This window comes from Subtercola sp. Z020 (assembly GCF_002931235.1).
GTDB lineage: Bacteria > Actinomycetota > Actinomycetes > Actinomycetales > Microbacteriaceae > Subtercola.
In genome coordinates, this window is sequence record NZ_PSTT01000082.1 from 1 (window position 1) to 11791 (window position 11791).

Genomic DNA, 11791 nt, shown 5'->3' on the forward strand with positions numbered 1-11791 from the left:
TCGCGGGGCCGCATGGCGGTCGCGGGCGGACGGGCTAGGGGGTCAGGATGCCCAGCGGTGGGTGCGGTCGGTGCGGAGCGCGTCCACGGCGGCAGCCGACACCTCCGCGAAGGCGGCGAGCCCCTCGGCGCGGCCGATCACGCCGAGTTCGGCCCGCACCGGCCCTGCGATCGTGGTGAAGCGGAGCTCGGCGAGGTCGAGCATCCGGCGCACCGGGCCCTGCGAGACGCGAACGCTCTGCAACCGGGCGAGCGGCAGCACCGTGAGCCGGCGCCAGAAGAATCCCGACCGCAGCAGCACGGCGTCACTCGTGCGCGCCATGCCGGTGCGCCGCCAGGAGAACGGCCGCAGCCACTGTGCGCGTCGCGGCGCCGCCGAGAACCGCGCGGGTGGGCCGTCGGCTGCCGGGTAGACCGCCGTGTCGATCGCCGCGTCGGCTGCCCTGTCACCGGCAGCGTCGGCCGCCTTGTCACCGGTAGCGTCGGCTGCCCGGTCACTGGCAGTGCCGGGAGGCGCGTAGGCCTCCGAGCCGAGCTGGCCCGAGTCGAGCGGGCCCGAGTCGAGCGGGCCCGAGTCGAGCGGGGCGCCTCCCCCCGCCACCGCTCTGCGACCGCGGCGGCCCCGGCCGCGGCCGCGCGCGGTGAGACCCTCGAGCACCAGCCCCTGCGTGCGGGCGCCGGCCAGGCCGGGAAGCAGCAGCCCCAGCACCTTGTCGACGTCGGCGATGCGGCCCACCGGGAGCAGCAGTGTGTGCGGCGCCGACGCCCCGCTGCGGCCGGAGGCGTGACCGGCCCTGTTGATGCGGATCATCCACCACCCGAACGGCCGCCACAGAATCGGCTGCGTCACCTCGATCGCGTGGATGCGCCCGGGCGGCAGGGTGTCGTTGTTCGTGGTGAGCAGGCCGAAACCGACCCGCACTCCGTCGGGCGTCGACGCGATCGAGTACCGCACCGACTTCGAGAACCGCCGCACGTAGTATCCGAGCGACCCGAGAACACTGGGCAGCAGCAGGAAGAGGATGAAGTAGCGGTGCAGCACGAAGGTCGAGAAGAAGAGCGCCGCGATGACGAGCAGCAGACCGACCGTGAATTCGCTGACCACGAGCGAGCCGAGCAGGCGGAGCGGCGAGATCTTTACCACGGACTCCGGCGGTGCGGTTGCCGTGTCGAGCTCCGCCTCGAGCAGCTCGCGAACGCGTCGGTTCAGGATGCCGGCTTCGCTGCCGGGTGGAGCGGCGGCGACCGCCGCGCCCTCGACGCCCTGCGATACCGGGGCGCCGTGCGATCCCGCGGCGCCGTGCGATCCTGCGGGGCCGCCGGGCGCGGCACCCACCCCGGAACTGCCGGGCGCCGCCGCTTCCGCGCCGGGCACGCCCGGGGCCGAGTGGCTGCCGGCGGGAGCCGCGCCGCCGGGAGCCGCCGCCGCGACCGCTGCCGTCTCCGCCGCGGCGCGCTGCACACCCGACGCCCGACGCAGGATCTCGCGCCGCAGCTCGTCGACCTGCCGCGAGCCGAGGTACGACAGCTCCACCTTCGCATCCTGCCCGGCCACGTTCAGCTCGATGCGCGCGGCGCCGAACAGTCGCGCGAGCAGGGGACGGGTGATGTGGATGCCCTGGATGCGGTCGAGCCTGGCCTGCCTGTTGTGGCGGAAGACGACGCCGCTCCGCACCTCGACGGCATCGTCGCCGATACGGAAGGTGTGCATCCGCCAGGCCACGGCGAACGCCGCAATCGCGAGCAGCAGCACCCCGGCGACGATCAGAACGGCGACGCCGGTGTAGCCCCTGTCGTAGATCGCAGCGATGGGGTCGCCGGTACCCGACGGGCCCGTCGGGCCGCCCGACTGGCCGATCACGAGCTCGACGAGCCGCTCCCGCAGGTTGGCGAGCACGAAGGCGAGGATCGCGACGAACGCGATGCCGCCCTTCAGCAGCGGCGACGCCCAGTGCAGTCGGTGCCAGCCGCCGTCGGTGAGCTGCTCGACGACACGCCGCACCTCGGGTGGGGCGGACGGGGTGGCCGGCTCGGTCGACGGCGCGGGGGAAGGCATGGGCTCGGGCGGACGACCCGGCTCGGGCGACGGCGCGGGCTCGTCGCCCGGCGGCACCCCGGTCACAGGCCCGACCGGCGCGATTCCGCGAGCTCGACCAGCCGGTCGCGCAGCTCGTCGGCCTCCGCTTCGGGCAGGCCGGGGATCGACACCCCCGTCGCCGCTGCGGCCGTCACGAACTTCAGGTCGCTGAGCCCGAGCAGCCGGGCGAGCGGTCCGCGGTTGACATCGATGAGCTGCATGCGGCCGTAGGGCACCGAGACGATGCGGAAGAACATGATGCCCTGCCGGAAGAGCAGATCGTCGCTCCGCAACTGGTACCCGATCGCGCGGGCCCGCCGGGGTGCGACGACGAGCAGCACGAGGGTGAGCAGAATGGCGGCCCCGAGCATCCACCAGCCGAACCAGGCGCCGAACACGAGGGCGACGAAGACGCTGACGCCCGAGAGCACGGCCCCCGTGATGATCGACGAGGCGATCTCGACGCCGACGTACTTCGGGCTCACCCGCCGCCAGGGGCCGTCGGAGGTGAGGCGCTTCGACCCACGGCCGACGCTCGCCTCACTCGCAGTAGGGACTTCCGCGTCGACAGGCACACTCGTGTCGCCAGCCGCGCCCGCGTCACGAGCCGCGCCCGCCTCGCGAGGCGCTCCCGCGTCGGCGGCGCCGGGCCCCGCTGGGTCGGTCATCGGCTCAGCTCAACCGGCGGTCGGGCAGGGGCTCGCCGCGGTCGGGGTCGCGGTCGTCGGGCGGCAGCGTGCAGAGCTTCTCGGCCACGAGCCCGCAGGCGAGGAAGACCACGCCCGCAACAGCCGCCCCGATGCTCAGCCAGAGTGTTGCCGCCGCCGGCACGACCGTGCGCGAGAGCAGGTACACGACCACACCCGCACCCACGCCCGCGATGAGCGCGCCCACCATGCTCGACGCCTTCGCCAGCACGGCGACACGCATCGCGCGGAACGGGTTGATCGGCCGCTGGTTGGTGCCCCGGATCGCCCGCGCGATGGGCACCGCCAGCGACACCACGATGGCGCCGGCCGCCACGAGGGTGATCGACAGCGACAGCGGCAGCGCGATGATCGGCCGCCCCGACGAGGCGAGCGCGATCTCGACGATGAACCCGGCGACGCCGCCGAACGCGGCGAGCAGCACGAGAGTCAGCGGGCGGGTGCGCTTCACGACGACCACCGGGCGAAGAGGCGCGGGCTCTCGTAGGTGGCGGCGAGCAGGGGCGCGATCGGCCCGTGCCCCGGCAGTTCGGCCCGCGGCTCGATCTCGTGCCACGGCGCGAGCACGAAGGCCCGTTCGTAGGCTCGCGGATGCGGCAGGGTCAGGGTGTCGTCGTGCTGCTCGAGACCGGCGAACGTCACGATGTCGAGGTCGAGTGTGCGGTCGCCCCACCGCTCCACCCGAACACGGTCGTGCGCCTGCTCGATCCGCTGCAGCGCCTCGAGCAGTTCGTGCGGATTGAGGGCCGACCGCACCAGGATGACGGCGTTGATGTAGGCGGGAGCCGACAGGTCGATGCCGTCGGGCTTCACCGCGTCTGTCTCGTAGAAGCTCGACGCCTCGTCGACGACGACGCCGTCGAGCTGGTCGATCTCGGCGATCGCCTGGCGGAGGGTCGCCTCTCGATCGCCGAGGTTGCTGCCGAGCGCGATGACGGCGGGGAGGGTGACCCGGAGCTTCTCGCGCCTCACGAACGCCTCCTTGTGATGGTGATCGAGACATCGGTGAACGGCACGGGGATGGGCGCCTCGGGCTTGTGCACCGTGACGCGCGTGACCTGTGCGACCGGCCAGGCCAGCACGACGGAGGCGACGCGTTCGGCCAGCGTCTCGATCAGGTCCACCGGGTCTGTCGCGACCGCATCGTGGATCTGCTGGGCCAGCACCCCGTAGTGCAGGGTCTGGTCGAGGTCGTCATCCGACGCCGCTGCGGCCGTGTCGAGCCACGCGGTGACGTCGATCACGAAGGGCTGCCCCGCGAGCCGCTCGGACTCGAAGACGCCGTGGTTAGCGATCACCCGGAGGCCGGTCAGGGTGAGGGAGTCGAGTTCGTCGGGCACTCCCCCGAGGGTACTGGATGCCGGTGCGTCCGACCTCATTCGGCGCCCCGTTTCCACGCTTCCGACACAGAGAGAGCGGATCGGGTCATGGCGACATCGTGAACCCGCACGGCCCAGGCGCCCGCCGCAGCCGCGAGGGCGGAGACGACTGCCGAAGGGAAGTCCCGGGCATCCATCGGCGCACCCTTCTCGACCAGCTCACCGATGAAGCCCTTGCGAGAGGCGCCGACGACCACGGGCAGGCCGAAGGCACTGATGCGGTCGAGATGGCCGAGGATCTTCCAGTTGTGTTCGGCGTTCTTCGCGAACCCGAGCCCCGGGTCGACGATGAGGTTCGTCGGGCTGACGCCCTGCACGATCAGTTCGGCGACCCGGTACTCCAGTTCGCCGACCACCTCGCCGACGACGTCGGTGTACGTCGCGCGGGAGTTCATGTCGACGCTGTGGCCACGCCAGTGCGAGACGACGAGGGGTGCGCCGGCCTCGATGACGGCGTCGGCCATGCCGGGATCTGCCAGACCACCAGAGACGTCGTTCACGATGATCGCCCCAGCCTCGAGGGCAAGCCGGGCCGTCGACGCGTTCATCGTGTCGACACTGATCGCGAGCCCCCGTTCGGCGAGGCTCCGGATGACCGGCAGAACCCGGGCCTGTTCCTCCGCCACGGCGATGCGCTCTGCGCCCGGCCTGGTGGACTCGCCCCCGATGTCGATGATGTCGGCCCCGGCGCCGGCCAGCTCGAGCCCGTGCGCAACAGCCGCCTCCGAGCGGAGCCACCGCCCGCCGTCGCTGAAGGAGTCGCTCGTCACGTTCAGGATGCCCATGATGAGCGTGCGCCCCGCGGGAAGCGCAGCGTAGCGCGCCGGGGGGCCGGATTCGCCGCCGGCGGCCTCACGCCGACGGCGGGAGAAGGCCGCTCCGACCTCGCTCACAGCGCCACCCCGTGGGCGGTCGCCGGCGAGGGCGCCGCGGGCGTAGGGGCCGTCGGGGGCGCCGCGGCCGCCCGGGGTGCCCCCGACGGCGTCGGAGCGTGGATCGCCGCGTCGCCCGCCGCGATGAGGGCCATCAGTTCGGCGCGGGCTGCGGGCTCCGAGAGAGACCCGCGCGACGCCACCGTGACCGTGGTCGAGTCCGCCTGCTGCGGGCCGCGGAGGGTCACGCAGCCGTGCGACGCTTCGAGAACCACGAGGGTGCCCGCGGCATCCAGCGCCTCAGAGAGCGTCGAGGCGATCTGCTCGCCGAGACGCTCCTGCAGCTGGGGGCGGTTCGCCAGCACCTCGATGACGGCGGGGATGCGACCGAGGCCGACCAACCGGTCGTTCGGCACATAGGCCACGTGTGCGGTGCCGCGGAACGGCAGCAGGTGGTGCTCGCAGATCGAGCGGAAGGTGACCCCTCGCACCAGCACCGGCTCGCGAGGCGCGTCGCCGGTGAACGGGAACGTCTCGCCGAGCGCTGCACGGGCGTCGACGCCCACGCCGGAGAAGAACTCGGCGTAGGCGTCGGCGACCCGGCGGGGGGTGTTGGTGAGCCCCTCCCGCCGGGGGTCGTCGCCGATCGCCTCGATCAGTTCGAGAACCGCCGCTTCGATACGCTGCCTGTCGACCGCCACGGTGACGCTCGGGCGGCGACTAGGCCGTGGCCGGGCGGGGCGGGGCCTGGGGCGCGCGCTTCGGTTTCAGCTCGACCTCGGGCTCGCTCGTGATGCCACCGTCGGTCGCTCCCGCGTCGATGGGGGCCTTGGCGGCCTTGAACTCGATGGGCGGGATGGTCGAGACCGGTCGCTTGCTGCTCGAGAGCCACTGCGGGCGGGGCGGGAGGTGACGCACATCTTTGAAGATCTCGGCCAGCTGGTGCTGGTCGAGCGTCTCGTTCTCGAGCAGCTCGGTCGCGAGCCGGTCGAGGATGTCGCGGTTGTCGTTCAGCACCTGCCAGGCCTCGTCGTGCGCGGCCTCGATTAGCTGCCGCACCTCGGCGTCGACCTGCTGTGCGAGCTGGTCGGAGTAGTCGCGCTCGTGGCCCATGTTGCGGCCGAGGAACATCTCACCCGACGCACTGCCGAGCTTGACCGCCCCCACATTCGACGACATGCCGTAGTCGGTGACCATCTTGCGAGCCGTGTCTGTGGCCTTCTCGATGTCATTCGATGCACCGGTGGTCGGGTCGTGGAACACGACCTCTTCGGCGACGCGGCCACCCATGGCGTAGGCCAGCTGGTCGAGCAGCTCGTTGCGCGAGACCGAGTAGCGGTCTTCGAGCGGGAGAACCATCGTGTAGCCGAGGGCACGGCCCCGAGGCAGGATCGTGATCTTCGTGACCGGGTCGGTGTTGTTCATCGCGGTCGCGACGAGGGCGTGGCCACCCTCGTGGTACGCGGTGATCAGCTTCTCCTTGTCGCGCATGATGCGGGTGCGGCGCTGGGGGCCGGCCATCACACGGTCGACGGCCTCGTCGAGCGCGCGGTTGTCGATCAGCTGCGCGTTCGAGCGGGCGGTCAGCAGGGCGGCCTCGTTCAGCACGTTCGCCAGGTCGGCGCCGGTGAAACCGGGCGTCTTGCGGGCGAGCACTTCGAGGTCGACACCGGCAGCCAGCGGCTTGCCGCGGCCGTGTACTTCGAGGATCTGCTTGCGACCCTGCAGGTCGGGTGCGTCGACGCCGATCTGGCGGTCGAAGCGGCCCGGGCGCAGGAGCGCGGGGTCGAGGATGTCGGGGCGGTTCGTCGCGGCGATCAGGATGACGTTCGTCTTGACGTCGAACCCGTCCATCTCGACGAGCAGCTGGTTGAGGGTCTGCTCGCGCTCGTCGTGACCGCCGCCCATTCCGGCACCGCGGTGGCGACCGACCGCATCGATCTCGTCGATGAAGATGATCGCGGGAGAGTTCTGCTTGGCCTGCTCGAAGAGGTCGCGCACGCGGCTCGCGCCGACACCCACGAACATCTCCACGAAGTCCGATCCGGAGATCGAGTAGAAGGGAACCCCGGCCTCGCCGGCGACTGCGCGGGCGAGCAGGGTCTTGCCGGTACCCGGTGCGCCGTAGAGCAGCACGCCCTTGGGGATGCGCGCGCCGACAGCGAGGAACTTCGACGGGTCCTTCAGGAAGTCTTTGATCTCTTCGAGCTCTTCGATCGCCTCGTCGTTGCCCGCGACATCCGCGAAGGTGACCTTCGGGGTGTCTTTGGAGACGAGCTTGGCCTTCGACTTGCCGAACTGCATGACCTTGTTGCCACCGCCCTGCATGCCCGAGAGCATCAGCCAGAAGAAGGCGCCGATGAGCAGCACGGGCAGCAGGATGCCGAGCAGGGAGAGGAACCAGTTGGTCTGGGGCACCTGGTCGTTGAAGCCGTCGGTGGGAGCTGCAGCAGTGACGGCGTCGATCACCTCTGACCCACGCGGTGCGACGTAGTAGAACTGCACCTTGTCGCCGTACTTCGAGTCGGCCGTGGCGAGCGTCAGGTCGACCCGCTGCTCACCGTCGATGATCAAGGCTTCGGAGACCTTGCCGTCTTTCAGGAACTGCAGGCCCTGCTGGGTCGAGACCTGCTGGAACCCCGAGCCGGTGATCAGGCCGAAGCCGACCCACAGCGCGATCGCTCCGAGGATGATGTAGGGGATCGGAGACCTGAAAACGCGTCTGAGGCTCATGTCTTTCTTCGGTTCTTGCGGCAAAGCCGGCACCTTTCTGGTCACCAAGTACTGGCCAAGGTTACCTGTGCAGGGCTGGACGGCGCCTGCGTGTTCCCCGTGGGCTTAACCCGTGGGGGCGGAGGCCCGGGCGCCGAGCCCGACCGCGGGCAGGATGACGCCGTCGACCAGCGAGACCAGGTACTCCCTGTCGACAGGCTTCCGCAGCATCAGCGTGCGGTAGGCCACCATCGACGGGCTGATCATCGCGATGGTGTCGACGTCGCAGTCGGCCGAGATCTCGCCGCGGTCGATCGCCCGGCGCATGAGCTGGCGGTTGATGGCCGCCCGCGGCTCGACGATCGCCGCGTTCGCAGCGTCGGCCAGCTCGGGCGCCCGGGAGATCATCGACATCAGGCCCGCCATGATCTGCAGCTTCTTCTCGCTGTCTTCGATGGAGTGCGGCTTGATCATCGCGATCATGTCGCCGCGCAGGGTGCCGGTGTCGGGCAGTGGGTCGCCGCCGTGCATGTTCTTCTTCATGCACGCGACGGCGTCGATGACCAGTTCGGCCTTCGAGGGCCAGCGGCGGTAGAGCGTCGCCTTGCCGGCCTTCGCGCGCGCGGCGACCATGTCGATGGTCATGCCGTCGTAGCCGGTCTCTGCGAGCACTTCGAGCGCAGCATCCAGAATCTCGGGGTCGCGGGTGTGATCGCGTTTGCGGCCGAGCTTGGGAGCGCTGTCGGTGGTCTCGTCTACATCTTGGGGAGCAAGTTGCGTCATTGCGTTCTCCACCCTCTCTGTCATCACCCACTCAGGTTACGTGAGTGTTAATTCAGGAACTGATTGGTTCCGATACTCGATAGTACCGTATATAGTTCTCGACATGTCACAGACTTCTTCAGCCGCGCCGGTCGCGGTCTCCTCCCGCCGCTGGTGGACGTTGACGGTCGTCGCGCTCGCCCAGCTCATGGTCGTTCTCGACTCCACCGTCGTGAACATCGCCCTCCCGGCCGCCCAGGCCGACCTGCAGTTCTCCAACGGCGACCGCCAGTGGATCGTCACCGCCTACTCCCTCGCCTTCGGCAGCCTGCTGCTGCTCGGCGGCCGCCTCTCCGACCTCATCGGGCGAAAGCGCACCTTCATCATCGGGCTGATCGGCTTCGCGGCCGCCTCTGCTCTCGGTGGAGCCGCCGACAGCTTCGGGATGCTCGTGTTCGCCCGCGCCCTGCAGGGTGCGTTCGGCGCCCTCCTCGCCCCCACGGCCCTCGCCGTTCTCACGACGACCTTCACCATTCCCAAAGAGCGTTCGCGCGCCTTCGGAATCTTCGGTGCGATCGCCGGCGCCGGCGGCGCCATCGGCCTGCTGCTCGGCGGGTTCCTCACCGAGCAGTTCGACTGGCGCTGGAACCTGTACATCAACGTCGTCATCGCGATCATCGCGGTGGCCGGCGCCGTCGTCTTCGTGGTCAACGCGAAGCGCGAGGGCCCGCGCCCGAAGCTCGACATCCCCGGAACGGTGCTCGTCTCCGCCGCCCTGTTCAGCCTCGTCTACGGCTTCTCGAACGCTGAGACCGACGGCTGGGACTCGCCGCTCACCTGGGGCTTCCTCGCCGCGGCCGCCGTTCTGCTCGTCGCGTTCGTTCTGTGGCAGCGCCGTGCGGCCCACCCGCTGCTGCCGCTGGCGATCATCCTCGACCGCAACCGCGGGGCCGCCTACTCGTCGGTGCTGATCGCCGGGGCCGGGATGTTCGGCATCTTCCTCTTCGTCACCTACTACCTGCAGGCGTCGCTCGGGTACTCGCCGATCCAGACGGGCCTCTCGTTCCTGCCGATGATCCTGATGCTGGTGCTCGCCGCGCAGCTCGGCAACAACATCTTCCTGCCGCGCTTCGGACCGAAGGTGCTGGTTCCGATCGGCATGCTGCTCGGCATGACCGGCATGATCTACCTGACCCACCTGAACACGTCGAGCGGATACGCGGCCGACATTCTGCCGCCGCTGATGATCCTCGGGTTCGGTATGGGCACGATCATGCCCGCGTCGATCCAGACCGCGACGCTCGGGGTCGACCGGCGGTTCGCCGGCGTCGCCTCCGCAATGGTGAACACGAGCCAGCAGGTCGGTGGCTCGATCGGAACCGCCCTGCTCAACACGCTGGCCGCTTCGGCCGCCACGAGCTACGTCGCGTCGCACGCTCCGGCGACGGCCGCTGTGGCTGCGGATGCCGCGGTGGCGAGCTACGCGACGGCGTACTGGTGGGGCGCCGGGTTCTTCGCCTTCGGTGCGGTGCTCTCGGCGCTGCTGTTCCGCCGCAAGCAGGTCGCGGCACCCTCGGCCGGGGCCGCGGCATCCGGAGCCGCCCCCTCAGACGCCAAGCCCTCCGCCTCCGACGACCTCCCGGAGCCCGTGGCAGCCCACTGACCCCCACACCCCCACCACCCACAACAATCGAGTGGGCAGTTCGGGCCTCAAAACCTCGGTTTTCGGGCCCGAACTGCCCACTCGTTTGCGTCAGCTGTAGACGTGGGGGGCCAGGACGGCGATGTCTTTGAGGTTGCGGTATTTCTCGGCGTAGTCGAGGCCGTAACCGATGACGAAGTCGTTCGGGATGTCGAAGCCGACGTATTTGACGTCGAGCTCGATGCGCACGGCGTCGGGCTTGCGGAGCAGGGCGCACACCTCGACCGAGGCCGGGCCGCGCGAACGCAGGTTGGCGAGCAGCCAGGAGAGGGTGAGGCCCGAGTCGATGATGTCTTCGACGATCAGAACGGTTCGGCCCTCGAGCTCGCTGTCGAGGTCTTTGAGAATGCGCACCACGCCGCTCGACTGCGTGCTCGTGCCGTAGGAGCTGACGGCCATCCAGTCCATCGTGACCGGCAGGCGCAGCTCGCGCGCGAGGTCGGCCATGACCATGACGGCGCCCTTCAGCACGCCGACGAGCAGCACATCCTGGCCCGCGTAGTCGGCTTCGATGCGACGCGCGAGTTCGGCGATCTTCGCGTGGATCTCGGCTTCGGTGATGAGTACGTTCGTGAGGTCGCCTGAGACGTCGCTGGAATCCATGCGATGAGCCTACCGAAGGTGGTGGGGCGCGGGGGCGAGCAGGTCAGCGGCGCGCGAACACGAGCTGGGCGCCGGTGCGGGTGACGCGGATGCCCGGCAGATCCACCCCGGACTGCCCGTGCCACGCGGTCACGAGCCGCAGGGCGCTGAGCGTCTGCGCGCGGCTGAGGCTCACCCCGAACTCGGAGGCGACCACGAAGCGCACGATCCGCTGCGCGAGGGCCGCGGGGTTCGCGGCGAGGCCGTGCACGTCGACCGCGATACCGGCCTCGGCGTGCTCGACGATCTCGGCCGCCCACTCGGTGGCGAGAGCATCCAGAGCCTCATCGTCTTCGCGCAGCTGCTCGGCCGTTCGAGCGAGCGCCTCTGCAATGCCCGGCCCGAGCTCGCGTTCGAGCAGCGGAAGAACGGTGTCGCGCACCCGAACCCGTGCATACGCCGGGTCGTGGTTCTGCGGGTCGTGCCAGGCGACGAGGCCGGCGTCGGTGACCGAGCGGTGCACCGTCTGCCTCTGGATGCCGAGCAGCGGCCGCAGGTACGCACCGTTCAGCGTGGCCATGCCCGACAGGCTCGAGGGGCCCGAGCCGCGCGCGAGCCCGAGCAGCACGGTCTCGGCCTGGTCGTCGAGCGTGTGGCCGAGCAGGATGCGCACGGCGCCTGTCTCGCGCTGCGCTTCGTCGAGGGCGGCGTAGCGGGCGGTGCGGGCGGCGGATTCGGGGCCGCCGGCCGACGCCGTGTCGACGTGCACACGGGCGACCCGCACGGGGTCGAGGCCGAGGTCACGTGCCTGCGCGGCGGCGGCGGCTGCGACCTCGGCCGAACCCGCCTGCAGGCCGTGGTCGACGACGACGGCGCCGGCGCGGAACCCGGCACGCGGGGCCTCGAAGGCGGTGGCGATCGCGAGGGCGAGGGAGTCGGGGCCGCCGCTGAGGGCGATGAGCACGAGCGGGGCGGGGGGTGTGGGCGCTGTGGGCGGGT

General features: G+C 70.5%; 11 protein-coding genes and 1 pseudogene. 1 reads left to right on the top strand and 11 read right to left on the bottom strand.

Annotated elements, in window-relative coordinates; translation table 11 throughout:
* Nucleotides 1-42 precede the first annotated feature (42 nt).
* From C5B96_RS10880 to C5B96_RS10920, 9 genes and pseudogenes are all read right to left on the bottom strand, one after another.
* Nucleotides 43-2055, bottom strand: a complete 2013-nt coding sequence (locus C5B96_RS10880) for a PH domain-containing protein (protein WP_146078158.1) — start codon at nt 2053-2055, stop codon at nt 43-45.
* A 62-nt stretch (nt 2056-2117) separates the two neighbouring features.
* Nucleotides 2118-2561 carry a PH domain-containing protein gene (locus C5B96_RS10885; RefSeq protein ID WP_369826470.1) on the bottom strand — a complete coding sequence of 148 codons (444 nt, stop codon included), beginning with the start codon at nt 2559-2561 and terminating at the stop codon, nt 2118-2120.
* A 187-nt stretch (nt 2562-2748) separates the two neighbouring features.
* Nucleotides 2749-3234 carry a DUF3180 domain-containing protein gene (locus tag C5B96_RS10890; RefSeq protein WP_104245400.1) on the bottom strand — a complete coding sequence of 162 codons (486 nt, stop codon included), beginning with the start codon at nt 3232-3234 and terminating at the stop codon, nt 2749-2751.
* Entirely contained in the window at nt 3231-3755 is a 525-nt protein-coding gene (folK, locus tag C5B96_RS10895) for a 2-amino-4-hydroxy-6-hydroxymethyldihydropteridine diphosphokinase (protein WP_104245392.1), read from the bottom strand. Before folK ends, C5B96_RS10890 begins: the two co-directional genes overlap by 4 nt.
* A complete protein-coding gene (folB, locus tag C5B96_RS10900) occupies nt 3752-4162 on the bottom strand; it encodes a dihydroneopterin aldolase (protein ID WP_104245393.1) in 411 nt (136 codons plus the stop codon). Before folB ends, folK begins: the two co-directional genes overlap by 4 nt.
* Complete coding sequence (folP, locus tag C5B96_RS10905; protein WP_369826468.1) at nt 4159-5055, bottom strand: dihydropteroate synthase; 897 nt, start codon at nt 5053-5055, stop codon at nt 4159-4161. Before folP ends, folB begins: the two co-directional genes overlap by 4 nt.
* A gap of 107 nt (nt 5056-5162) precedes the next feature.
* Nucleotides 5163-5735, bottom strand: a pseudogene (gene folE, locus C5B96_RS10910) (GTP cyclohydrolase I); the annotation flags it as partial.
* 19 nt (nt 5736-5754) lie between these two features.
* The gene (ftsH, locus tag C5B96_RS10915) at nt 5755-7767 is read right to left on the bottom strand and encodes an ATP-dependent zinc metalloprotease FtsH (RefSeq protein WP_104245395.1); all 2013 of its coding nucleotides are present in this window, start codon (nt 7765-7767) and stop codon (nt 5755-5757) included.
* Nucleotides 7768-7872: 105 nt separating this feature from the next.
* Nucleotides 7873-8529, bottom strand: coding sequence for a TetR/AcrR family transcriptional regulator (locus C5B96_RS10920; RefSeq protein WP_104245396.1), 657 nt, complete (start codon nt 8527-8529; stop codon nt 7873-7875).
* Between the two features lie 103 nt (nt 8530-8632).
* Between C5B96_RS10920 and C5B96_RS10925 the strand changes: the two genes are divergently transcribed.
* The gene (locus C5B96_RS10925; RefSeq protein ID WP_104245397.1) at nt 8633-10171 is read left to right on the top strand and encodes an MFS transporter; all 1539 of its coding nucleotides are present in this window, start codon (nt 8633-8635) and stop codon (nt 10169-10171) included.
* Nucleotides 10172-10261: 90 nt separating this feature from the next.
* On the opposite strand, the gene hpt is transcribed toward C5B96_RS10925, so the two are convergent.
* Nucleotides 10262-10813, bottom strand: coding sequence for a hypoxanthine phosphoribosyltransferase (gene hpt / locus C5B96_RS10930; RefSeq protein WP_104245398.1), 552 nt, complete (start codon nt 10811-10813; stop codon nt 10262-10264).
* Nucleotides 10814-10856: 43 nt separating this feature from the next.
* On the bottom strand, nt 10857-11791 hold a 935-nt coding region (gene tilS / locus C5B96_RS10935; RefSeq protein WP_369826469.1), incomplete at its 5' end, for a tRNA lysidine(34) synthetase TilS.

Coding starts and splice junctions, on each gene's coding strand:
- C5B96_RS10880 (WP_146078158.1), bottom strand. CDS start 2,055: ATGCCTTCCCCCGCGCCGTCGACCGAGCCGGCCACCCCGTCCGCCCCA.
- folB (WP_104245393.1), bottom strand. CDS start 4,162: ATGAGGTCGGACGCACCGGCATCCAGTACCCTCGGGGGAGTGCCCGAC.
- ftsH (WP_104245395.1), bottom strand. CDS start 7,767: ATGAGCCTCAGACGCGTTTTCAGGTCTCCGATCCCCTACATCATCCTC.
- C5B96_RS10920 (WP_104245396.1), bottom strand. CDS start 8,529: ATGACGCAACTTGCTCCCCAAGATGTAGACGAGACCACCGACAGCGCT.
- C5B96_RS10925 (WP_104245397.1), top strand. CDS start 8,633: ATGTCACAGACTTCTTCAGCCGCGCCGGTCGCGGTCTCCTCCCGCCGC.
- hpt (WP_104245398.1), bottom strand. CDS start 10,813: ATGGATTCCAGCGACGTCTCAGGCGACCTCACGAACGTACTCATCACC.